Origin of the sequence: Microbispora sitophila (assembly GCF_014892245.1) — a bacterium.
Lineage (GTDB): Bacteria > Actinomycetota > Actinomycetes > Streptosporangiales > Streptosporangiaceae > Microbispora > Microbispora siamensis.
Genome location: NZ_JADBGC010000004.1, coordinates 14,458 through 37,072, shown reverse-complemented (window position 1 = coordinate 37,072; position 22,615 = coordinate 14,458). Strand labels below are relative to the sequence as shown.

At 70.9% G+C, this 22,615-nt stretch carries 24 protein-coding genes; 13 read left to right on the top strand and 11 right to left on the bottom strand.

The genetic code is table 11. From position 1 onward, the window contains the following. The first annotated feature begins 21 nt into the window (after positions 1-21). Positions 22-1,446: a type I glutamate--ammonia ligase gene (gene glnA / locus IL992_RS08180; protein ID WP_193202723.1), complete on the top strand. Its 1,425-nt coding sequence runs from the start codon at positions 22-24 to the stop codon at positions 1,444-1,446. Positions 1,447-1,549: 103 nt separating this feature from the next. After that, complete coding sequence (locus IL992_RS08175; protein ID WP_193202722.1) at positions 1,550-1,942, top strand: hypothetical protein; 393 nt, start codon at positions 1,550-1,552, stop codon at positions 1,940-1,942. A gap of 5 nt (positions 1,943-1,947) precedes the next feature. Here the strand turns inward: IL992_RS08175 and IL992_RS08170 are convergent, their stop codons facing one another. Next, positions 1,948-2,487 (bottom strand): winged helix-turn-helix transcriptional regulator, encoded by a 540-nt coding sequence (locus IL992_RS08170; protein ID WP_193202721.1) that lies wholly within the window; start codon positions 2,485-2,487, stop codon positions 1,948-1,950. 122 nt (positions 2,488-2,609) lie between these two features. Between IL992_RS08170 and IL992_RS08165 the strand changes: the two genes are divergently transcribed. The 4 genes from IL992_RS08165 (at position 2,610) to IL992_RS08150 (ending at position 5,584) form a co-directional block, all read left to right on the top strand. Continuing rightward, positions 2,610-3,527 (top strand): NADP-dependent oxidoreductase, encoded by a 918-nt coding sequence (locus IL992_RS08165; protein WP_319018421.1) that lies wholly within the window; start codon positions 2,610-2,612, stop codon positions 3,525-3,527. A gap of 85 nt (positions 3,528-3,612) precedes the next feature. After that, entirely contained in the window at positions 3,613-4,731 is a 1,119-nt protein-coding gene (locus tag IL992_RS08160; protein WP_226872560.1) for an SGNH/GDSL hydrolase family protein, read from the top strand. 116 nt (positions 4,732-4,847) lie between these two features. After that, the gene (locus IL992_RS08155) at positions 4,848-5,150 is read left to right on the top strand and encodes a hypothetical protein (RefSeq protein WP_193202718.1); all 303 of its coding nucleotides are present in this window, start codon (positions 4,848-4,850) and stop codon (positions 5,148-5,150) included. Between the two features lie 35 nt (positions 5,151-5,185). Continuing rightward, positions 5,186-5,584 carry a hypothetical protein gene (locus IL992_RS08150; RefSeq protein ID WP_226872559.1) on the top strand — a complete coding sequence of 133 codons (399 nt, stop codon included), beginning with the start codon at positions 5,186-5,188 and terminating at the stop codon, positions 5,582-5,584. Here the strand turns inward: IL992_RS08150 and IL992_RS08145 are convergent. Continuing rightward, complete coding sequence (locus IL992_RS08145; protein WP_319018420.1) at positions 5,569-6,915, bottom strand: MFS transporter; 1,347 nt, start codon at positions 6,913-6,915, stop codon at positions 5,569-5,571. The two genes, IL992_RS08150 and IL992_RS08145, sit on opposite strands and share 16 nt — an antisense overlap. Positions 6,916-6,998: 83 nt before the next feature. On the opposite strand from IL992_RS08145, the gene IL992_RS08140 reads away from it, so the two are divergent. Genes IL992_RS08140 through IL992_RS08130 form a run of 3 tightly spaced genes read left to right on the top strand, consistent with a single transcriptional unit; the run spans position 6,999 to position 9,102 of the window. Further along, positions 6,999-7,871: a LysR family transcriptional regulator gene (locus tag IL992_RS08140; protein WP_193202716.1), complete on the top strand. Its 873-nt coding sequence runs from the start codon at positions 6,999-7,001 to the stop codon at positions 7,869-7,871. 4 nt (positions 7,872-7,875) lie between these two features. After that, complete coding sequence (locus tag IL992_RS08135; protein ID WP_193202715.1) at positions 7,876-8,490, top strand: class I SAM-dependent methyltransferase; 615 nt, start codon at positions 7,876-7,878, stop codon at positions 8,488-8,490. Between the two features lie 60 nt (positions 8,491-8,550). Beyond that, a complete protein-coding gene (locus tag IL992_RS08130) occupies positions 8,551-9,102 on the top strand; it encodes a hypothetical protein (RefSeq protein ID WP_226872557.1) in 552 nt (183 codons plus the stop codon). Positions 9,103-9,182: 80 nt separating this feature from the next. Here the strand turns inward: IL992_RS08130 and IL992_RS08125 are convergent, their stop codons facing one another. Further along, the gene (locus IL992_RS08125) at positions 9,183-9,470 is read right to left on the bottom strand and encodes a GNAT family N-acetyltransferase (protein WP_193202713.1); all 288 of its coding nucleotides are present in this window, start codon (positions 9,468-9,470) and stop codon (positions 9,183-9,185) included. Positions 9,471-9,597: 127 nt separating this feature from the next. Between IL992_RS08125 and IL992_RS08120 the strand changes: the two genes are divergently transcribed. Beyond that, a complete protein-coding gene (locus tag IL992_RS08120) occupies positions 9,598-10,368 on the top strand; it encodes a neutral zinc metallopeptidase (protein ID WP_193202712.1) in 771 nt (256 codons plus the stop codon). A 50-nt stretch (positions 10,369-10,418) separates the two neighbouring features. On the opposite strand, the gene IL992_RS08115 is transcribed toward IL992_RS08120, so the two are convergent. Together IL992_RS08115 and IL992_RS08110 are read right to left on the bottom strand one after the other, a co-directional pair. After that, a complete protein-coding gene (locus IL992_RS08115) occupies positions 10,419-12,014 on the bottom strand; it encodes a multicopper oxidase family protein (RefSeq protein WP_193202711.1) in 1,596 nt (531 codons plus the stop codon). Then, entirely contained in the window at positions 12,007-12,414 is a 408-nt protein-coding gene (locus tag IL992_RS08110; protein ID WP_193202710.1) for a hypothetical protein, read from the bottom strand. Before IL992_RS08110 ends, IL992_RS08115 begins: the two co-directional genes overlap by 8 nt. A gap of 108 nt (positions 12,415-12,522) precedes the next feature. Between IL992_RS08110 and IL992_RS08105 the strand changes: the two genes are divergently transcribed. Further along, complete coding sequence (locus IL992_RS08105) at positions 12,523-13,404, top strand: LysR substrate-binding domain-containing protein (RefSeq protein ID WP_226872556.1); 882 nt, start codon at positions 12,523-12,525, stop codon at positions 13,402-13,404. 79 nt (positions 13,405-13,483) lie between these two features. Further along, positions 13,484-13,924 (top strand): YybH family protein, encoded by a 441-nt coding sequence (locus tag IL992_RS08100; protein WP_193202709.1) that lies wholly within the window; start codon positions 13,484-13,486, stop codon positions 13,922-13,924. 42 nt (positions 13,925-13,966) lie between these two features. On the opposite strand, the gene IL992_RS08095 is transcribed toward IL992_RS08100, so the two are convergent. From IL992_RS08095 to IL992_RS08075, 5 genes are all read right to left on the bottom strand, one after another. After that, a complete protein-coding gene (locus IL992_RS08095; protein WP_193202708.1) occupies positions 13,967-14,329 on the bottom strand; it encodes an ester cyclase in 363 nt (120 codons plus the stop codon). Next, on the bottom strand, positions 14,326-15,564 hold the full coding sequence (locus tag IL992_RS08090; RefSeq protein ID WP_193202707.1) for an MFS transporter: 1,239 nt from the start codon (positions 15,562-15,564) through the stop codon (positions 14,326-14,328). Before IL992_RS08090 ends, IL992_RS08095 begins: the two co-directional genes overlap by 4 nt. Positions 15,565-15,643: 79 nt before the next feature. Beyond that, positions 15,644-16,972 (bottom strand): hypothetical protein, encoded by a 1,329-nt coding sequence (locus tag IL992_RS08085; protein WP_193203091.1) that lies wholly within the window; start codon positions 16,970-16,972, stop codon positions 15,644-15,646. 133 nt (positions 16,973-17,105) lie between these two features. Continuing rightward, positions 17,106-20,102 carry a bifunctional [glutamine synthetase] adenylyltransferase/[glutamine synthetase]-adenylyl-L-tyrosine phosphorylase gene (locus IL992_RS08080; protein WP_193202706.1) on the bottom strand — a complete coding sequence of 999 codons (2,997 nt, stop codon included), beginning with the start codon at positions 20,100-20,102 and terminating at the stop codon, positions 17,106-17,108. A gap of 269 nt (positions 20,103-20,371) precedes the next feature. Beyond that, the gene (locus IL992_RS08075) at positions 20,372-21,073 is read right to left on the bottom strand and encodes a type 1 glutamine amidotransferase (protein WP_193202705.1); all 702 of its coding nucleotides are present in this window, start codon (positions 21,071-21,073) and stop codon (positions 20,372-20,374) included. Between the two features lie 69 nt (positions 21,074-21,142). Between IL992_RS08075 and IL992_RS08070 the strand changes: the two genes are divergently transcribed. After that, on the top strand, positions 21,143-22,000 hold the full coding sequence (locus tag IL992_RS08070) for an alpha/beta hydrolase (RefSeq protein WP_193202704.1): 858 nt from the start codon (positions 21,143-21,145) through the stop codon (positions 21,998-22,000). Between the two features lie 4 nt (positions 22,001-22,004). Here the strand turns inward: IL992_RS08070 and IL992_RS08065 are convergent, their stop codons facing one another. Continuing rightward, positions 22,005-22,577: a CGNR zinc finger domain-containing protein gene (locus IL992_RS08065; RefSeq protein ID WP_193202703.1), complete on the bottom strand. Its 573-nt coding sequence runs from the start codon at positions 22,575-22,577 to the stop codon at positions 22,005-22,007. Between the last annotated feature and the right edge of the window lie 38 nt (positions 22,578-22,615).

Sequence of the window (22,615 nt, the reverse complement as noted above, 5' to 3'; positions counted from 1 at the left end):
ATGCCCCTGGGAGGTTCGAGAGTGTTCAACTCCGCCGATGACGTCCTCAAGTTCATCCGGGACGAGGGTGTGCAGTTCGTTGACGTCAGGTTCACGGACCTGCCGGGGACGACGCACCACTTCACCTTCCCGTCCGAGAACTTCGGTCCCAACGTCTTCACCGACGGCCTCATGTTCGACGGCTCGTCGATTCGCGGGTTCCAGGCCATCCACGAGTCGGACATGCTCCTGCTGCCCGACCCTTCCACGGCCGTGCTCGACCCGTTCCGTCAGCACAAGACGCTGAACATCAACTTCTTCGTGCACGACCCGCTGACCGGCGAGGCCTACAGCCGCGACCCGCGCAACGTCGCGCGCAAGGCCGAGGAGTACCTCAAGGGCACCGGCATCGCGGACACCGTGTTCTTCGGCCCCGAGGCCGAGTTCTACATCTTCGACGACGTCCGCTTCGAGACGAAGCAGAACGCCGGTTACTACTACATCGACTCCATCGAGGGCGCCTGGAACACCGGCAAGGCCTCCGAGGGCGGCAACCTGGGTTACAAGCCCCGCTACAAGGGCGGCTACTTCCCGGTCCCGCCGATGGACCACTTCACCGACCTGCGCTCCCAGATGGTGCGCAACCTCATCGAGGCCGGCATCGAGACCGAGATGCAGCACCACGAGGTGGGCACCGCAGGCCAGGCCGAGATCGACTTCAGGTTCGGCACGCTGCTCGAGACGGCCGACAAGCTGATGCTGTACAAGTACATCATCAAGAGCACGGCCATCCAGGCGGGCCGCACGGTCACGTTCATGCCCAAGCCGATCTTCGGTGACAACGGCTCCGGCATGCACTGCCACCAGTCCCTCTGGAAGGACGGCGAGCCGCTGTTCTACGACGAGGTCGGCTACGCCGGTCTGTCGGACATCGCGCGCTACTACATCGGCGGCCTGCTCAAGCACGCCCCGTCGCTGCTGGCCTTCACCAATCCGACGGTGAACTCCTACCACCGCCTGGTGCCCGGCTACGAGGCCCCGGTCAACCTGGTCTACTCGCAGCGCAACCGCTCGGCCTGCGTCCGCATCCCGATCACTGGCTCGAACCCGAAGGCCAAGCGCATCGAGTTCCGCGTACCGGACCCGTCCTGCAACCCGTACTTCGCCTTCGCCGCCATGCTCATGGCCGGCATCGACGGCATCCGCAACAAGATCGAGCCGCCGGAGCCCGTCGACAAGGACCTGTACGAGCTGCCGCCGGAGGAGGCCCGTAACATCCCGCAGGTGCCGGGCTCGCTGGAGAAGGTGCTCGACGCGCTCGAGGCCGACCACGACTACCTGCTGGAGGGCGGCGTGTTCACGCCGGACCTCATCGAGACCTGGATCTCCTACAAGCGCGAGAACGAGGTCGACCCGATCCGTCTCCGCCCGCACCCGCACGAGTTCGAGCTCTACTACGACGTGTGATCCGCTGACCTGGGCGGGGAACGCCCGCCCGGGACACGCGACGGCATCGTGACGAAAGGCCATCGGCCGCCCTCCACCAGGGCACGGCCGATGGCCTTTTCGCATGCGCGATCCCCCGCTCGCTACCGCCGCGGAGACGCTGTTGGATTGGAATGATGACTTCGTGGCTTATGACCTTTATTTCTGGAAGTCCACGACCGGCGAGGCAAGCGAGGTCTGCGATCGGCTGGCCGACGAAGACGTCCAGGGCGTAGACCCCAGTCCGGACACGCTCCTGTTCAGAGCCGAGGTATTACGACGCTGGCCAGACCTGGCGGACCACATCTCACCATGGGCTCCGGATCTGGGTTGGCGTCAGCCGTGGGGCCGGGAGGACCTTGGTGCGTACTTCGTTTCGCTCACCTTCCCCCACGACTGTGCCTCGCAGACACTCACCGATGTCGTGACTCTGGCCCATGAGCACTCTCTCGTGGTCTACGACCCGCAACACGTCTGAATGCCTCAGTGCAACCGCAGCGAGAGCGCGCCGACGACGCACTGCCGCCGACCCGGCAGGCCTGCGCGCCGCCGCACTGCTGCCCTGATGATGGCCGGCGTTCGGGCGAGGCGGGTGTCGTAGTCCCCGCGGTTGGCGAGCACTTCGTCCATGCGCGCCTCAGCCCACACGTTGATGCCGCGCACCACGTGGTGGAGGGAGAGACCGAGGTCGGTTAGCTCGTAAGTGACGGTGACCGGCACCGCCGGGGTCACAGCGCGGGTGAGCAGGCCGTCGCGCTCGAGGGAGCGCAGCGTCTGGGTGAGCGTCTTCTGGCCAACTCCAGCCAGTCGGCGCGACAGTTCGGAGTAGCGCATCGACCGCGGCTCACCGGAGCAGTCGACTCCGGGGCGATACGGGCCATCGCTGCCGAGCGCGGCCAGGATCAGCGCAACCCACTTGTCGGAGATCCGGTCGAGCAGCCGGCGGCTGGGGCAGTTCGCCAGGAACGCGTCGTAGTCCCCCTTCGCCTGTGCCCGCTTCTGGGCCCCCGTCCTCGTCGGCATCGACCGCTCCTTTCTACCGAGAGGTGACTTACACACTTCGAAGTGCGTACTTCCCATAGGAGAGTTACGCGCCCATAGTGATGCGGGTCAACAGTCGGACACAAGCCACGAGGAGCGAAACCGTGAGCACCGCCACCTTCCGCACCGCCGTCGTCCGCACCCCAAGCGGGCCCGACTCGATCGAGATCATCGACGTTCCCGTCGTTGAGCCCGGTCCCGGCGAGGTCCGGGTGAGGATCGCCGCCGCGGCGGTCAACCCCGTCGACCTCGGGGTCGCGCGTGGCCTCTTCCACTCCATGGGGCTGATCGACCAGCCCGAACGCACCGGCCTGGGCTGGGACTTCGCCGGCACCGTCGTCGCCACGGGCACCGGCGTGGACCTGACCGTCGGCACTAGGGTCGCCGGCCTGGTAGACAGCTTCGACCGCGACTTCGGCACCTACGCCGAGCAGCTCGTCGTGCCGGCCGCCGGCCTCGCCGTCGTTCCCGACGTGCTGGACCTGATCACGGCGTCGACGGTGCCGCTGAACGGGCTGGCCGCCGTCCAGATCGTCGACCTGCTCGGCGACGCGTCCACCGTCGGCAACCGGCTGCTGGTGACCGGGGCGGCCGGTGCGGTCGGCGGGTACGTCGTCTCGCTCGCGCAGGACCGCGGCTGGCAGGTGACCGGGCTGGCCAGGGCCGAGGACGAGGAGTTCGTCCGCGGCCTCGGCGCCGAGTTCACCACGCACGCCCACCCGGGCTGGGACGCGGTCGCCGACGCCGCGGCGCTGCAGGAGCAGGGTCTGGCCCTGGTCCGCGACGGCGGGGCCTTCGTCGGCGTCCAGCCGAGCGCCAAGCCGGCCACGGAGCGCGGGATCACCGTAGATGTCGTGGTAGCACGCCCCGACGGCGCTCGTCTGGGCGACCTGCTCGCCCGCACCGCCGCCGGCGAGCTGCCGGCCCGGGTCCACGCGGTTGTGCCGCTGGGCCAGGTCGCCGATGCCCACCGGGCCATGGCCAAGGGCGGGGTGCGCGGTCGGTACGTGCTCCAGCCCTGAGCAGCTTGTCCACCCAGGCGCATACGCGCTTCAGCTGTCCTTCGCCTGAGCGGCGCTATTCCTCATGACAACGAATGGAGCGAGCATGATCTGGACCGCCGGCTTCCGCACCGCGGTGATCAGTCCCTACGAGCAGATAAAGCTCACCGAACCGCGTGGCTTCGCCGACCAGACGGTACGTCAGGTAATCCACATGGCCGGCGGCGGAGAACTCCTTCGCGTACGCCTGACGAACCGGTATGGCCGTACCCCCTTGGTCATCGCCGCCGCGGGGGCCGCTACCGAGCACGGACAGGCCACCCTCACCTTCGACGGCGCCGAAAGGGTCACCGTCCCGCCGGGAGAAGAGGTAGCCAGTGACCCGATGGATCTGCCCGTCACCCCCGGCGCCGACCTGTTCCTCAGCCTCTATTTCCCTGAGGAGACAGGTCTGGCCACCTATTCCCACATGCCCATGGAGGCCGCTCACATAATCGGCGGCAACCATGTCACGTCTCCCAGGCTGCCTGGTGCCGAGCGGGTCGAAGCCAGGTTCTACCTCTCAGGCGTCGACGTGCTCACCTCGGACGACACCGCGATCGCCGTGGCGTTCGGCGACTCCTGGTTCGAAGGGGTCGGTTCCACGACTGGCGCGAACAACCGCTCCGTGGACTTCCTCAACCGGCGCCTCAAGCGCGGATGGGTCGTCAACCAGGGCATCGCCGGAAACCGCCTACTGCGGGACGAGGTGGGCGAGCACGGGCTGGCGCGCTTCGATCGTGATGTTCTCTCGATTCCCGGCGTGACCCATGTCCTGGTGCACTTCGGCATAAACGACCTCGGCATCCCCGGCATGTCCGGCGAGCCTCCCGTCACCTCCGGCGCCCTCATCGAGGGCTTCAAGGCCCTGGCCGACCGCGCGCACAAGGCCGGCCTGAAGATCCTCGCCGCCACCATCGGCCCCTTCGCAGGCGCCATCTACCCCGGGATCAGTACCCCTGAGGGCCTTGCCGCCCGACGCGAAGTGAACGACTGGATCCGTACCACCGACACCTTCGACGCCGTTTTCGACGTAGCCCGAGCTGTGGAAAACCCCGAAGCTCCCGACTACATCCACCCTGCTCTGGACAGCGGCGACGGCATGCACCTCAACGACAAAGGCGCCCAAGCCATGGCCGACGCCGTAGACCTGGAAACCCTCATCCTTGAGAAACCTCGTCCTTGACCGCCTTCATGACAGGTCCGAGCTGCCAAGCCCCGGATGCCGGATCCGCCCGGCTAACCTGAGCCGGGATCTCGCTCGGTACGACGGGATCTGTCGCGCGAGAGGTGGCTGGTGGAGTGCGGTACTTCCGGCGAGGGTGGGACGAAGATCGCGGGGACGAGTACGCGCACTGGGGCACCTGCACGTTCTATCTGGCGCTCGACCACGAGGGGTACGCTCACGTGCAGGTCGAGGCCTATGCCGACGGCACCGTGATCGCCTACGACGCGCATCACGACGAGGATGAGTACGGGGGCCTGACCTACGATCATTTGGATCTCGACGAGTTCACTCCGTACGAGATCGACGAGCGGGAGTTCCGCGAGGAACTGAGCCGCCTGCGACCGATGAACAGGCGGGCTCGTGAGGCACTCGACTGATCGCAGACGAACGACCGGATCGAAGGTGGTGGGTGATGGATCTTTCCGATCTGGAGGGCCTGCGTCTGGTCGCGGTGACCGCGGCCCTGTTCACCCACACGTCCGACGCCCCCGAACTCCTGCACGTGTGGCTCCATCTGGAGACGACGACCGTCGTGGTCCGTGACACCGCCGACTGGGCTCTGCACATCACGCCGGACGAGCCAGGAGAGAGCTACACGATGGAGGAGCTCGGCAGCCGTGTGGACATCGTGCCCGCCCCCGCCGAGGTGCCCTTCGTACGGCATGTCGGCGAGCGGCTTGTCCGCGTGACCAGGGGATTCGACGCCGAGGATCCCACCCAATGGGTGGAGGCGGAGTTCGTCTTCGAGACGGGACGCGTGATCGCGGAAGCCTTCGGAGGCGACCTCCGCCTGCGTCATGGGCTGCGGTGACGGCGAGACCTGGACAGCACGAGCCGACCTGAGATCAGGCCTGCCCGCCGGCCTTTGGCCACGGGCCCGGCGCGCTCGCTGTGAGCGGCGAGCCGGGCTGTTCTATCCGACGCGAGGGCGGGGGTCCTGCGCAGCAGGAGGGCGAGGGCGCCGGTGGCGGTGAGCAGGAGTACGGCGAGGGCGACCACGCCCGGCCAACCGGCGTCCGTCCAGGCGCGGCCCGCGAGGCTGCCGAAGACGGAGGACCCGAGGTAGTAGGTGAACAGGTAGAGCGACGCGGCCTGCCCTGTGGACACCCCTCCCGCGTACGCCCGGGCCGGGACCCATCCGCTGGCCACCCCGTGGACGGCGAAGAACCCCGCGGTGAGGAGCGCGAGTCCGAGGACCACGACCGGCAACGAGGACGGCAGCGTGACCAGCGCGCCGACGACGGCCAGCACGCAGCCCACCGGCGTCACGGTCCGGCGTCCGTAGCCGTCCGCCAGCCGCCCGAACACGGCGGAGCTGACGGAGCCGATGGGATAGACGAGGAACATCAGGCCGGCGGCTCCGACACCGAGGTGGAACGGCGCGCCCGCGAGCCGGAAGCCCAGGGTGTTGAACACCGCGACCAGGGCCCCCATCGAGCAGCCGCCGATGCCGTACAGCGCCAGCAGTCCGCGGTCCGACACCGCGCGCAGGCTGCCGCGGAGCAGGGCGCGTACGCCCGCCGGGGCCGCGGCGAAGCGACGGGAGGGCGGAAGCAGCACGCGTACGGTCAGGGCGCACAGCAGGCCGAGCAGGGCGGCCGCGGCCAGGGCCCAGCGCCAGCCCGCGGCCTGGGCGACCGCGCCGGTCAGGAGGCGACCGGCCATCCCGCCCAGCGCCGTGCCGCCGACGTACAGACCCGCGGCGCGGGCGTGTGTGGACGGGTGCAGTTCCTCGCGCAGGTAGGCGGTGGCCACCGCGGGGAGCCCGGCCAGCGTGATGCCCTGAAGTGACCGCAGGACCATGAGCGCCGGCCAGCCAGGCGCCAGCGCGCACGCCGCCGCGACGACGGCGGACGCCGTCAGCGACAGATGGATCAGCCGGGTGCGTCCGACGACGTCGGACAGAGGGCCGGCCACCAGCAGCGCGACGCCGAGCCCGAGCGTGGTGAGCGACACGCTCAGCGTGCTCTCCGCGGTGGACACCCCGAACTGCGTGGCGAGCTCGGGCAGGATCGCCTGAGTGCTGTACAGCAGCGCGAAGGTCGCCACTCCGGCGGCGAACAGCGCCACGACAACCCGCCGATACCCGGTGGTCCCCGGCAGATGCCCTTCCGCGGCAGAGGTCTCAAGAACAGCGGTCACCCCAACGACTGTGCGCTTCCTGCCGCTATGCGTCCAATGCCGCAAACAGCCGAATCCGATACGCGATGCGTATGATGTCGGGCATGCTGCTCCGGGACCTGGCCTGGCTGGTCGCCCTCGCCGACCACCAGCACGTGACCGACACCGCCGCCATCCTCCGCACCAGCCAGCCGACGCTCTCGCGCGCCCTCGCCCGCGTGGAGGCCGAGCTCGGCACCCGGGTGTTCGAGCGCGCGCCGGACGGCGTCCACCTGACGCCCAACGGGAGACTCGTGGTGGCGGCCGCACGCGACCTGACGGCACGCTACGAGCAGTTGCTGGCCGATCTGCGGAGCCTGCTCGACCCGGACACCGGGGTGGTACGCCTGGCCTTCCTCGACTCCATCGCCACCTCCCTCGTCCCGCGGCTGCTGCGCTCCTTCCACGAGCACGCTCCCCGGATGCGCATCCTGCTGCGCCAGGAACCGGCGCACGAGATCGTCCAGGACCTGCGCACCGGGGCCGCCGACCTCGCGATCACCTCTCCACGCCCGACCGGCGACTTCGGCTGGCACCCCCTGCAGGAGGAGCGGCTGGTGCTCGTCGTGCCGCCGAGCCACCGGCTACGTGATCGGCAGGAGGTGGAACTCCAGGAGTTGGCGGACGAGGAACTCGTCACCACGCCGGTCGGCTTCGGTTACCGCGCCCTGGTCGACGCGCTGCTGCGCGACGCCGAGGTGTCCCCGGCGGTCTCCTTCGAGAGCCAGGACCTCGCGACCATCGAGGGCCTGGTCGCGGCCGGGCTCGGCGTGGCCATCGTGCCGGAGCCCTTCGCCGGCCAGTCCGGCACCGTCGGCGTCAGGATCGCGGCGGAGGCCGCCCGCCGCACCATCGGCCTCACCTGGCGTACGGACCATGCCCTGGCCGCACCCGCCACCCGCTTCCGGGACTTCGTCATGACGCCTGCCCTACGATGATCCGATGCGCCAGGCAGACTCGGAACCGTACTGGAACACCAACGTCGCCCGGCACCCGGGCATCCTCAGCGCCGTCCCCGAAGGGTGCGGCGACGCGCTGGACGTCGGCTGCGGGGACGGCCTGCTCGCGCGGAAGCTGACCGCCCGGGCCAAGCGCGTCACCGGTGTCGACAGCTCGCCGGAGATGATCGCGCGCGCCCGCGAACTGTCCGCCGGTCAGCCGGAACTCACCTTCGTCGAGGGCGACTTTCTCACCGCCGCCCTGCCCGTCGAGGGGTACGACTTCGTCTGCTCGGTGTCCACGATCCACCACATGGACTTCGACGCGGCCCTCATCCGGATGCGCGAATCGCTGCGCCCCGGAGGCACGCTGGTGGTGGTCGGCCTGGCCCGCGAGGCCTCCCCCGCGGAGTGGGCGGCGACGATCGCGGCCGCCCCCCTCGTACGGATCACGAAGGTGCTGCGCCGCGCGCGGGGGCCCGAGGGGATGCCGGTGGCCGAACCGCGGATGAGCTACGGGCAGGTGCGGGCCGCGGCACGCCGCCTGCTGCCCGGCGTGCGCTACCGCCGGCACGTGCTCCGCCGATACTCCCTGACCTGGACGAAGCCCGACGGCTAGGTGTCCACGGATTTCCGGAATCTCAGGTTCTGACGGGGATTGCCGGGCCAGGATGCGAGGATGGCCGGCAATGTGACGCATGGGGATTGGTGGTGGCGCCTGGTGCTCACCACGCCGATGGCCGCGGCTTATGCCCTGACCATCGTCGCCGCGGCTCGCCCCGGCGGCAGCTTCATGTTGTTCTTGGTGGTCGTACCCGCGTGGTGCCTGTCCGGGCTGATGTGGGTGGTGCTCCTCTTCTTCCGCGACTACAGGCGCAGTTTCTGGGCCCTCGTGCCGCCCCTCGCCGGAGCCCTCACCCTCGCACTGGTGAGCTTGGACATCCCCATGAAAGTGGCCTTCCTGGTCTCCGAACCGGCCCTCACCCGCTACGCCCGGTCGCTGCCGGAAGACGAACGCTGGGCGAGCGTGAGAGAACGCGTCGGCCTGTTCTCCATCGACGGCGTCCAGCGCTGGAACGGCGCCACCCAGCTTCGTGTGGCCGACTCCGGCGGCATGCTCGAGCAGTGCGGCTTCGCCTACCTGCCGGTCGGTGACGTGCGCGTTCTCGACGTCTCCAGCGCCGAGCGCCTGTCGGACGGCTGGTACGCGGTCTGCGTCGACTTCGACTGACGCCGTCCCGGTCAGGATCCCCCTCGTCCGTGCGGAGGAAGTGCGTCTCCAGAGGATCCGTCACCGGGCCGGCCGATGGGTCAACGGCGCAGGGCCCGGCGGTAGCGGACCTCGGTCAGCGGGAAGCCGTCCGACTCGTCCCGCTGTACGGCGCCGACGACGGACCCGTCCGCCTCCGCCACGAGGACCTCCGTACGCGGCGGGGAGGACTCCCCCAGCAGCCGGTTCCAGACGGGCAGACGCGTGGCCGGAGTGAGGCCGTCGAGATACGCCTGGGGCATGAGCCCCGGGTAGGCGGCCTGCCACGACCGGACGTGGACGGCGGCGATCGCCTCCGCGTCCGCCGGTTCGGCGCGTCTGATGACCATGCCCGTTCCATATCCGCTTCGGCTGCCGGCGCACCGTTATACACCTCACTGCCACGCGCGAACTAAGCGGATCGATATTCACAAAAAGGCTTCCGATGGACTTTTGCGTGGCCTAGCCTCGTCGTCCGTGAAACTCGCCAAGATTGCGCTCGCCGGTTCGGTGGCACTGGGGCTCGTCCCGGCCGTCTCCGGCACGGCCGCCGCCCACCCGGTCAAGAACGGGACCCTCACCGACAACCGCCTGTACGGCGCGGGACCCTTGCCTGCCACCGACTGCCGGGAAAGACCGGTCAAGAAGATGGACGTGAGGTCCGCCAAGGCCTATCTGAACGAGATACTGACTTGCCTCACCGACTCATGGACAGCCGAATTGACACAGGCGGGTCTGAAGAAGTCCCCAGTGAAGCTCACGTACGCCACCAAGATGCCGGCGAAGTACTGCGGCGCCAAGTGGCGCAAGGGCGATTGGGACGGCTACTACTGCGACGCGTCGCACACCATCCTGATCGTGCTTTCCAAGGACCTCTTGGAGGAGCCGGGGGATCTCTACCTGTTCAACCTGCTGGCGACGCAGTACGGGGAGCACGTGCAGAACGTCTCCGGCATCTACCGGGCCTGGTACAAGCTCGATTACCGGAACAAGTCCGAACTCGCCGAGCAGACACGGCGATACAACCTGCAGGCCGACTGCTTCGCCGGAGCCTCCCTGCGCAGCGTGTGGAAGTCCTTCCGGCGTGACCGCGAGGACTGGGACGATCTGCTCTTCTATCTGCGCGGCTGGGCGGGCAAGTACAACGGGAACAGGAAGTCGATCACCTACTGGGCCAACGAGGGGTTCAAGTCCGGCGACCCCGGGGCCTGTAACACGTGGACCGCTCCGTCCTCGAAGGTGGCCTGACACCGCCGCGGCCCTGCGTAGCCGTAGCTGAGACGCAGGGCCCGGGCGGCCTAGACGATCTCGAGGTTGGCCATCATGCCCATGTCCTCGTGTTCGGCGTTGTGGCAGTGGAAGAGGTAGCGGCCGCGATAGCCGTCGAACCGGGTGATGATCTCCACCGCTTCGCCGGGCCGTAGCGAGACGGTGTCCTTGAGTCCCGCGTCGTGGGGCAGCGGCGGCCTGCCGCTGCGCGAGAGCACCCGGAAGCCGACCAGGTGCAGGTGGACGGGATGGTGGACGTCGGCGACGAGCCGCCAGACCTCGACGTCGCCGAGCCGGGTGGTGACGTCGGTGCGGGCGGGGTCGAACGGCAGGCCGCCGATGAGCCAGCCGTGGCCCGCGTGCATCCGCCCGGCGCGGAAGGCGAAGTCGCGCACCCTGACGGCGTCCGAGCGCCGCCAGGCCGGCAGGTCGGTGGACAGGGTGCGGGGGACGCGGCTGTCGTCGGCGGCCTTGCGCGCGACCCGGAAGGCCATCACGTCGCGGGTACGGCCGGAGCCGAGCCGGTTGACCACCTTGACGAGGCCGCCGATCGGGACGCCGGAGAAGTCGACGACAACGTCGTAGCGTTCCGCGGGTGCGATCGGCAGCAGCCTGTGGACGACCGGGGCGGCGAGCAGTCCCTGGTCGGCGCCGATCTGGACGAGGTCGAGGCGGCGCCCGTCGCCGGTGACCGCTTCGAGTTCGTAGTGGCGGGCGTTGGATGCGTTGAGGACGCGCAGCCGGTAGCGGGCGGCGTCGACCTCGTGCACGGGCCACGGCGCGCCGTTGACCAGGATGACGTCGCCGAGGACCCCGGCGAGGTACGGCTCGCGGACGCCGGACCGTACGCGCAGGGTGGGGTCGAGGGCGGGGTAGGCGAGGCTGCCGTCGGCGGCGAAAGCCCTGTCGGCGATCATGAGGGGCAGCTCGCGCGGCCCCGCGGGCAGGCCGAGGGCGTCCTCGGCGTCGTCACGCACGATGTGCAGCCCGGCCAGGCCCCGCCAGATCGCGGGGGCGGTGAAGTCCATCCGGTGGTCGTGATACCACAGCAGCGTCGGCCGCTGGTCCAGTGGGAAGGTGTAGTCCCGCGTCAGCTCGGTCACCACGGCCCTCGGGTCGTGCATGCCGTGCCCGAAGCCGTGCCCCATGTGCTCGGAGTGCTCCTGTCGGCCTTCGGGCAGGAGCAGGTCGGTCGGGTATCCGTCGGAGGCCGCCGGAGTCCGGCCGCCGTGCAGGTGCACGACCGTCGGGACGGGCAGCTCGTTGCGGTGTGACACGATGACCGGCCGGCCGCGGCGCGACTCGATCGTCGGGCCCGGGAAGGTCCCGTCGTACGTCCACATGGGCGTCGTGACCCCGGGCAGGATCTCCGCGCTCGCTTCGCGCTGGGTGATCTCGTAACGATCGGCGCCGCCCGAGGTGGCGACCGGCTTCAGCACGGCGGGAACGGGCAGCGGCACCTGGAACGGGGGCGGCAGCGGTACGGCGCTGCGCAACTGGGCGCCGGTGATCGACGGCCGGCGGGCCAGCGCGGCCGCGCCGGCCAGCCCGGTGGCAGCCATCAGCCCGAGCGCCCCACCGATGCCCAGCGCCTGCCGCCTGGTCACGCCACGGCTGCTACGCATCGGCGGCCCCCTGACGCAGGAGAGGCCGCCGCCACACGTCGATGAACTGCACCACGACCGCGACGACAGTCGTCACTCCCAGCGGGAGGTGCAACCACAACGCTCCGTCCAGCCCGGCGAAGTACTGCACCGTCTCGGCCGCCACCACGGCCGACGTGGCGAGAAACGGCCACGCCTGGCGCAGCCGGACCCAGACCACGATCGCGACGATCACCTGCAGGTATCCGATGGAGGTGACGACGTCGGCGCCGGCCGAATGCAGGCGCAGACCGACGTAGTCACCGGTCAGATACACCCCGGCGAAAACCGGCTGACCGGCGATCGCCACCGCGTGCGCACTGACGACGGCCCGCAGCGTCCATCCCGCGGGTGTCGTCCGGGGCGCGGCCACGGTGAGCATGTGGATCCCTCCTCACTCCGTTCTCGTTTCGCGAACGACGGCGACACTATGGCTTAAGAGTTATCTTGTCTAAGATCAATATTGCTATGTTGTTATGCCTGAGGAGTCATGATGGAGCTGAGCACCCTCAAGCAGTTCCTGGTGGTGGCGCGACTTGAGCACCTCAGCCGGGCGGCCGACGAGCTTCACGTCGCCCAGCCGTCGCTGAGCCGTAGCATCGCCCGGCTGGAGAGCGAGCTGGGCGCACCGTTGTTCGACCGGAGCGGCCGCCTGCGGCTCAACGACGCGGGCACGCTCTTCCGCGATCACGTCGAACGCGCCCTGGGCGAGCTCGAAGCCGGACGACGCGCCGTCGCCGAGGCCACCAGCGAGGGCGTGGGCACCGTGCGGCTGGCGTCGGAGACCTTCCTCACCCTCACCGGCCCGCTGGCGGCCTACAAGCGAGCCCATCCCTCCGTCGAGATCGAGCTCCACTGGTCCCTGGCCGAGGACATGGCCCGCCGCCTGCGGGCCCAGGAGGTCGACCTGTGTGTCGCCTCGCAGCCGATCCACGCCGAAGGCCTGCAGTCGGTGCAGCTGTTCGAGGAGGCCGTGGGGGTGTGCGTGCCGCTCGATCACCCGCTGGCGGGCCGTACGTCCGTGAGCATCGACGAACTCGCCGACCAGCCCTTCATCACCGCCCGAAAGGGACACTGGCTACGCCGGCTGCTCGACCGGCTCTTCGCCGCACGAGATCTCACCCCGAAGATCGTCTGCGAGAGCGACGAGCACAGTGCCATCGCCGAGCTGATCAAGGCGGGACTCGGCATCGGTCTCGTCCCCGCCTTCGCCCGCCGCGCCGACACGCCTGCCCCCATCGCCTGGATCGCCGTCGACAGCCCCGACTGCCGTCGCACCGTCACCCTGCACTGGGGCGCCGGCAGTCACCTGTCGGCCGCCGCCCGGCTCATGCGCACCACGATCACCGGCTGGAACTGGATCACGCTGTGACACCTCACATTCCGGGGTGCTGTCCGGTCGTATCAGTGAGAAGCCAACAAGCCGCACCGGATGAAAGGAATCGGTAGCGATGCCTACGCAGCGCGAAGAAGACGAAGCCAAGATCAGGCAGCAGATCGACAAGATTGTCGAAGGAATCCGGGCCAAGGATCTCGAAGGCCTGAGGAAGCTCTACGCGACGGACGTCGTGTCCTTCGACGTCGAGCCGCCGCTGCAGCACGTAGGGATAGACGCGAAACTGAAGAACTGGGTGAACGCGTTCGAGTTCTTCCAGGACGTGAATTACGAGGTCCGCGACCTGACGATCACCGTGGGCGACACGGTGGCGTTCGGCCACTGCTTCGGCCGGCTCAGCGGCACGCTGAGGAACGGGACGGCGACGAGCGGCATGTGGGTCCGGGGCACTTTCTGCTTCCGGAAGACCGACGGTGATTGGCTGATCGCGCACGACCAGGTTTCCGTCCCGCTCGACATGTCGAGCGGCAGGGGTGTGACCGACCTCGAGCCCTGACGAGTCGCAGAAGCCAGGGACACCGCGGGCGGTGGTGCCCGCTCACCTGCCGGTGTCGCGGTAGGTCCGCATCTCGGCGAGCAGGCCGTCCCGTACGCGGATGAGCCAGACCAGAGGGGTGCCGTCCGCGTCCTGGCCGCGGCCGGCATTGCCGACGACCGCCACCAGATCGCTCTCGCCCAAGACGGCGTCGATCCGGAACCGGAGATCCGGCTGCGCGCCGCGGATCCGCTCGATCGCCTCTCGCACGCCCTGCGGCCCGGCCACCTCGGGATGCGCGTGGTCGACCCAGTCCGGGCTCAGGATCTCCTCGGCCGCCGTGGCGTCGCCGGTGTTCCACATCTCGAAATAGCGCCTCGCGAGCCGCCGGGAAGACCACGGCCGGTCGTCGTCCATCATGTTCATTTCACATCCAACTCTCGTACGGGTGACAGGAACAGCAGGAGCGGCCACAGCAGGGTCGCGCCGCCCAGGATGATCAGGGCGGGGCGCAGGCCGATCCAGGCGCCCAGGGCGCCGGCCAGGAGCGGCCCGAGCGGCAGCAGGCCCGCCTGCATGAAGTGGGTGGAGCCGTTCATCCGGCCGAGCATGCCGGGCGGGCACAGCAGTTGGCGCGCGGTCTGGGCGGCGGTCATCTGGACCATCCCGGCGGCCGTCAGGAAGGTGAAGACCAGCCCGACGGTCCATTGGCCGGCCAGGCCGGGCGGCACGAGGGGGGTGACCAGCTCGAAGGGGGCCGACAGCAGGGCGCCCAGGACGATCACGCGGCCCATGCCGAACCGGGCCGTCACCCGCCCGGCCACCATGCTCCCGGCGATCCCGCCGACGAGGCTCAGGCCGTAGACGAGCCCGGCCGCCCAGGGGCTCCAGCCCAGCTCCCGCACGACGTACAGCAGCCACATCGAGCTGATCCCGCGCAGCAGCACGGCGCTGACCGCCCCGGAGAGGGCGAGCACGCGCAGCACCGGCTGGGCGAGCACGAACCGCAGCCCCTCGGCGATCTCGCCGAGGAAGCGCCCGCGGTGCGGAGTGCGCTCGGGCTTCGGCTCCCGCAGGCGCATCGACGCCAGGGCCGCGGCGCTCACCGCGTAGGAGAGGGCGTCCGCGGCGACCGCGCGGGCGGCGCCGACCAGGCCCACCAAGAAGCCTCCGACGCTCGGCCCGGCCATTTCGGCCAGGCCGCGCGCGGTGTTCATCTTGGCGTTGGCGTCGGTGAGCCGGTCCCCGCCGAGCAGCACCGGCGTCAGGCTGCCGGCCGCGGTGCCGAAGACCACGCCGAGCGCGCCGACGACCAGGGTGACCGCGTAGAGCTGGGCCATGGTGACCCGGCCCGCCACGGCGGCGATCGGCACCGACGCCATGACCAGCGCGGATCCGGCGTCACAGGCGATCATGAGACGCCGCCTGCGGTGACGGTCGGCCAGCACGCCGGCCGGGAGCGAGACGACCAGCGCGGGCAGCGTGCTCATGGCTCCCAGCACCGCCACCTCGAACGTGGTGGCGTGGAGCCCGGCGACCGCGACCATCGGCAGGGCGATCCAGCTGATCTGTGAGCCGAAGAGGCTCACCGTGTGGCCGCTCCACAGCAGCATGAAGTCCCGGTGCCGCCACAGTGACCCGGCCGGCTCTCCCCCACGCACCCGGCTGACCGTACGCACGGAGATCCGGCCGCCGCAACCGGATATCGCGGCCTCAGGGCGCGGCATGCGGCGGCGTAGGTCAGGAGGGGGTGGAGCCGGGGGTCCGGGGGCGCAGGCCGCTGACGCGGCGCAGGATGTCCCACCAGAACGGCGCGCCGAACAACAGGGCGATCAGCGTGATGAGGAACCCCGGCCAGTGGCCCGGCGACGTGAGGCGCTGCCACCAGTCCCCGCCATGCCACGCCCACGCCGGGCCGTCGGCGGCGTCCATCGTGACGCTCACCGGAGCGTGCGTGAAGATCTTCACGAACGCCGGGGTGCTCAGCACGTCGGTGACGCACGCGTACGCGTCCTGGCCCGGCTCGCACTGCTCACGTAGCGGTTCCAGCGCCTGGGGGCCCGCCTGGCCGAAGGCGGTCACCGCGCTGCGGTAGGCGTTGTCGCGCAGCAGGGTCTTGCCGTACTCCAGGGAGTCCATGCTGAACACCAGAGTCACGACGAGGCCGAGCGCGACGAGGACCCAGCGGACGTAGCGGCGGTAGAGCAGGCTGAGCCGCTCCATCTCGCCGTCGAACCAGTCCTCGACGCCGCGCCGGAACGCCTCAAGGTCGTGGCTCGCCCTGTCCCACACGGCCTTGAGCGGCCGGGAGAAGGGGCTCTTGAGCGCGTCGAGGTCCCGCATGAGGGCCTCCACGCCGCCGTGCTCGGTGGCGATCTCCATGATGGCGACGGCGAAGCGCGCGGGCGGGATGTCGGCGATGCTCGTCCTTCCGCGCTTGGCGTGGTCGATCTCCTGCAGTCGTTCGTGGAGCAGTTCGGCCATCGACTTGCCCTGGCCCGGCGGCAGCACGCCACCCGCCGCGCCGTCCGCCGCCGGGTCCACCGTGAGGACGGCGGTCTCCTCGGGGTCGGCCTGTCCCGCCGCATGCGCCGGGTCCGCCGACGCGTCCGCCCGGGTCTCGGCCGAAGCCGTCGCCTGCTCGGCCGTCATCTGTTCCGCGGCCACGGAGTCGGCGGCGGCGGCGAGCGGCGGGCTCTCCACGGGCGGCGGCTGCCGGCTGAACGCGGGCCGCGGGTCCCGGCCGAACGGCAGCCGCGCGAACACCCCCAGCACGCTGGCGGGCAGGCGCGAGCGGCCCTCCTCCGGCGACCCCGCCTGCGTCAGCGGCGTGCGCGCCCTGCGGCCGAACCTCTTGAGCGCGTCCAGGATCCGGTCGAGCCGGGAGGTCCCGTCCGCCGTCTCCGCGCCGTCGAGGGTGTCGCGCAGGTACGCCCACAGGAACTTGCTGCGGATTCCGAGCAGCCTGACGATGCCTTCGTTGATGCCGCTGACGAGAAGCGACAGCAGCAGGAAGGCCAGGATCAGCCCGATGGCCAGATCGGCGTAATACGAGATCAAAGAGATCACCCGCACCCGTTGATACACGTTACGGGGTGCGATGGCAACGCTCCGATCCGCACACATATGCGTCATACGGAACAAGCATCGCGCGAAGGCGGCAATCCCCTCGACCCGATCGGGCCCCCCGGCCCGATCGGGCTCAGTCCTCGTAGAAGACGCGCTCCACCACGGTCCTGGCCCGCCGGGTGGCCCGCCGGTAGTCCTCGACGAAGTCCTCGGTGCCCTCGGGCGGGTAGCCGAGCGCCCGCGCGAGCAGCACACGCTCCTTGACCGGGGTGGGGATGCTGTCGGCCGCGCGTCCGCGCACCAGCATGAGGGCGTCGCGGATGCGCGAGGCGAACAGCCACGCCTGCGCGAGCACCTCCTCGTCGGCCGGGTCGAGCAGGCCCTCCCCCGCCGCCGCGCGCAACGCGTCCAGCGTGCGCGTCGTACGCAGAGCCGGTACGGCTCCCGCGTGCCGCAGCTGGATGAGCTGAGCCACCCACTCCACGTCGCTCAGCCCGCCCCTGCCGAGCTTGGTGTGCAGGGCCGGGTCGGCCCCGCGCGGCAGCCGCTCGGCCTCCATGCGCGCCTTGAGCTTGCGGATCTCGCGTACGGCGTCGGCCGAGATGCCCTCGGCCGGGTAACGCAGCGGGTCGACGAGCGCGACGAACTCGCGGCCGAGTTCGGCGTCGCCCGCGCAGAACCGGGCCCGCAACAGCGCCTGGGCCTCCCAATGCGAGGCCCAGCGGTCGTAGTAGGCCCGATAGGAGGCGATCGTGCGCACGAGCGGCCCCTGCCGCCCCTCCGGCCGCAGGCCCGCGTCGATCTGCAGCGGCGGGTCGGGGGCGGGCCGCGCGAGCAGCCTGCGCGTCTCCTCGGCCACCGCGTGGGCGGCGTCGGTGGCGTCCCGCTCGGCCACGCCCGGCAGCGGCGCGTGCACGAACATGACGTCGGCGTCGCTGGCGTAGGAGCTCTCCAGGCCGCCCAGGCGGCCCATGGCGATCACGGCCATCCGCGTCGGGAACGGGGCCCGCCGCTCCAGCGTGACCTTGTTGATCGCCGTGTCCAGCGCCGCCTGGATCGTCACGTCGTTCAGCGACGAGAGGGCCTGGCCGACCTCCTCGATGTCGATCAGCCCGGACAGGTCGGCGCAGGCCGTGCGGAGCAGTTCCCTGCGGCGCAGCGCCCGGACGGCGGCGACGGCGGTCTCGGCGTCCTCCGCGTGGCGGCCCACCGCGGCGGCGGCCTCGGCGGCGAGCGTCGCGGCCGGCCGTACGGCCAGCTCGGTGGGCGAGCCCAGCATCGCGACGGCCTCGGGGGCGTGCAGCAGCAGCCCGGTGACGTACTTGCTGGTGCCGAGCAGGTGGGCGAGGCGCTCGGCCACGGCGGTCTCGTCGCGCAGCAGGCGCAGATACCACGGCGTGGTGCCGAGCTTGTCGCTCACCTGGCGGAAGCCGAGCAGGCCGGCGTCGGGGTCGGGGGCGTCGGCGAACCAGCCGAGCATGACCGGCAGCAGCGTCCGCTGGATGGCCGCCCGGCGGGAGACGCCGCTGGTGAGCGCGGCGATGTGACGCAGCGCGCCCTCGGGGTCGGCGTAGCCGAGCGCCTGCAGCCGCGCGGTGGCGGCGGCCGCGGACAGGCGGGCCTCGGTCTCCGGGAGGCGGGCGACCGCCTGCAGCAGCGGGCGGTAGAACAGCTTCTCGTGGAGCCGCCGCACCTCCAGCGCGTGCCGCTTCCAGGTGGTGGTGAACTCCCCCACCGGGTCGGTCGTCATGCCGAGCCCCCGGCCGAGCCGCCGTAGGTCGGCGGTGTCCGACGGCACCACGTGGGTGCGGCGCAGCCGGTGGAGCTGGAGCATGTGCTCGACCTGGCGCAGGAAGGTGTAGGCCTCGGCGAGCGCCTTGGCGTCGTCGCGCCCGACGTAGCCGCCCCTGGAGAGGGCGGCGAGGGCCGACAGCGTGGCCCGGCGGCGCAGCAGCGGGTCGGAGCGGCCGTGCACGAGCTGGAGGAGCTGTACGGCGAACTCGATGTCCCGCAGTCCGCCCGGCCCGAGCTTGATCTGCCGGTCGGCCTCACCCGCGGGCACGTGCGCCTCCACCCGCCGGCGCATGGCCTGCACGTCCTCCACGAAGTTGGGCCGGGCGGCGGCCTGCCAGACCAGCTCGTTGACCGCGGCGACGTACTCCTGGCCGAGCTCCAGGTCGCCGGCGACCGGGCGCGCCTTGAGCAGCGCCTGGAACTCCCAGGTCTTGGCCCACCTGCGGTAGTAGGCCAGGTGGCTTTCCATGCTGCGCACGAGCGGGCCCATCTTGCCCTCCGGGCGCAGGTTGGCGTCCACCTCCCACAGCGCACCCTCGGGGGTGCTCGCCGAGCAGGCCCGCATCATGCCCTGCGCGAGGCGCGTGGCGGCCTGCAGCGCCTTGGTCTCGTCCGCGCCCTCCTTGGGCTCGGCCACGAAGACGACGTCGACGTCGGAGATGTAGTTCAGCTCGCGGGCCCCGCACTTGCCCATGCCGATCACGGCCAGCCGTACGTCGCCCGCGTCGGCCACCTCGGCCCTGGCGATGGCGAGGGCTGCCTCCAGCGCGGCCGAGGCGAGGTCGGCCAGCGCGGCGGCGGCCTCGGCGAGCGTGCACTCGCCGGTCACGTCCCGCGTGGCCAGGTGCAGCAGGCGGCCCCGGTAGGCGACGCGCAGCGCCTCCATCGCCGGCCCGGACGTGCCCGGCCCGGCGGTGACCCCTTCGGCCGCGGGCTCGGCCTCGTCGGGGTCCGCCCCGACCGCGAGCAGCATCTCCTCACGCAGCTCGCCCACCGTGGGCCACCGCGTCCACTGGATCGACGGCAGGCACTCCGGATGCCGTACGACGTGCTCGCCGAGCGCCGCGCTGAGCCCGAACACGCCGAGCAGCCTGCGGCGCAGGTCCGGGTCGGCGCGGAACGCCCCGAGCACGCTCGGGTCCCGCTCGACCAGGCGGCTGAGCGTGGTCAGCGCCAGATCCGGGTCGGCGGCCCTGACGAGGTCGTCGAGCAACGCGAAGTCGCCGACCGCCTCGGGGCCGAGCTCGTCGAGCAGCCGTTCGGCCCGCGCGCCGTCGGCGAATCCGAGCGCCGCCAGGCGCCCTGCCGTCGTCTGTATCCGAGGCGCGGTGTTCACCGTTCCTTCCTCCACCCCGACGTCGATCACGTCGGCCCCCCGAGACGAACCTTCCCAGTAACCGTACACATGGGTCGGAAGCCTCCTCGCAGAGATCGGCCCACCGCCGGGGAGCCGACCTCGGATCTCGCCGCCCGGCACGTGCCGGGCTCAGCGCACACGCTAACCCTCCGCGTTGTGCGCGTCCTTAGCGGTTTCTCCGCGTAATCGGCCCATCACGGGTTCTCCCCGCGCGCCCCTCCGCCCATGTCGGCCCGTGTCAGCCCATGTCAGCGCCGGGTGAGCTGGACCGCGAACGCCTCGGCCAGCGGCCTCCAGGTCGCCCGCAGTTCGTCCCCGGCCGCCTCGACCTGCGCGTTCAGCTCTTCGGCCCGTTCCGGCGGCAGTTCCCCGCCGCCCGTCCAGGAGGCGAAGATCGCGGGCGTGGCCTCGGGGTGGAACTGCACGGCCCAGGCCCGGTCGCCGAGCCGATACGCCTGGTTGGCGTACCGCGCGCCGGTGGCCAGCCGTACGGCGCCCTCGGGCAGGGTGGTCATGGCGTCGTAGTGGTACTGGATCGCCCGGACCGGGCCGCCCGGCAGCGCGGACAGCAGGGGGTCGGCGGCGGCCTCGGGCAGCGGCTCGATCTCCCCCAGGCCGATCTCCAGGCCCGCGTCGCCGCGCTCGACGGTCCCGCCGCAGGCCATGGTCATGAGCTGGGCGCCGAGGCAGATGCCGAGCGTCGGCACGCCCTCGTCGACGGCGCGGGCGAGCAGGTCCCTGGTGGCCGGCAGCCAGCCGTACCCCTCGTCGTCCCAGGCCGCCGCGGAGCCGCCGAGGACCAGCAGCCCTCCGGCGGCGCGTCCGGGCACCGGCTCCCCCTTGTACGGCCGGACGACCTCGGCCTCGACTCCGGCGGCCTCCAGCCACCCGGCGAAGAAGCCCAGGCCGGCGTCGGCCTCGTGCTCGATGACGATCAGACGTTCACCCATATGGCAGAGCTTAAAGACACATAACGTGACAGGCGATACCTGCGAGGGTCGTACCGTACAGTCCGAACCATGAACATCGATGAGGTCGCCGTCCCCGGCGGACGGCTGCGGATCGCCCGGTTCGGCGACGGTCCCCGCCTGATCATCGCGGCGCACGGCATCACCGCCTCCCTCATGGCGTGGCGGGCGGTGGCCGAGGCGCTGCCGCCCGGCTGGTCGCTGGTCGCCGTGGACCTGCGCGGGCGCGGCCACAGCGCCGATCTGCCCGGCCCATTTGGCCTGGACCGGCACGCCGAGGACCTGGAACGGGTCGCCGAGCACGTGGGCGCGGACGGCACGAGCGTGCTCACCGGGCACTCCATGGGCGCCTACGTCGCGGCCCTGCACGCCGCGCACCGGCGCTACGACCGGGTGGTGCTCGTGGACGGCGGCCTGCCGCTGCCGCTGCCGCCCGGCGCCGACCCCGACGAGGTGCTGGAGGCGACGCTCGGCCCGGCCATCGTGCGGCTCTCCCAGACCTATCCGAGCGTGGACGCCTACCTCGACTTCTTCCGCGCCCATCCCGCGCTCGCCCATGACTGGTCCCCGCTGATCGAGGAGTACGTCCGCTACGACGCCACCGGGCCGGACGGCGCCGTCCGCTCCCGCGCCCGCGAGGACGCCGTACGGCAGGACGGCCGCTGGCTGCTCACCGAGCACAAGGCGATCGGGACGGCGCTGAAGGCCATCGAACCGGCGCCGCTCCTGCTCCGCGCGCCGCGGGGGCTGCTGAACCAGGACGTCGGAATGCTCCCGGACGACCTCACCGCGCGATGGGCCGCCGTCCTGCCCGGCCTGCGCGACGAGGTCGTGCCGGACTGCAACCACTACACGATCCTGTTCGACCCCCGCTGCGCCGCGGTCGTGGCCGCCCGCCTCACCGGATGAGAGCTCATCCCTTCTTGCGGACACGGTAGTTGGCGGCCTTGACCCGGTTGCCGCACTCCTCCATGCCGCACCAGTGCCGGGTGCCGCCTCGCGATCGGTCGACGAACAGTCGGGTGCACTCGGGGCGGGCGCACTCCCGCACCCGCACCGAGCCCATCACCGGGCCCATCACCGGGCCCATCACCGGCGACATCCCCGCCAGCAGCGTGGCGGCCGACCGGGCGACCTCCGCGCCGATCTCCGCCGCGCCTCCGTCACGCGCCAGACCTCCGGGGCCGAGCGTCAGCCGCGGCGGCGCGGCGGAGGCCGCCCGGTTGAGCACGCCGAGATCCTCGCCGGGCCAGGGGCGGCCGTCCAGCGCTGCGGCGACGAGCCGGTAGACCGCCTCGCGCAGGCCGCGCAGCATGCGCAGGTCCTCGCCGTCGAGTGCCGGCTCCCGGGTGAGCACACCCGCCTCCACCGACCATCGGGCCAGGTCACCGGGCGTGCGCAGCAGTTCCTCCGGATGGGTACGGCGCCACTTGAGCGTGCCGGCGAAGTCCAGCGCCAGATTGCCGCCGACGAAGACGAAGTCCACGTCACCACCTTGGCAGGTGACAGCGGGCTGCGGCAAGC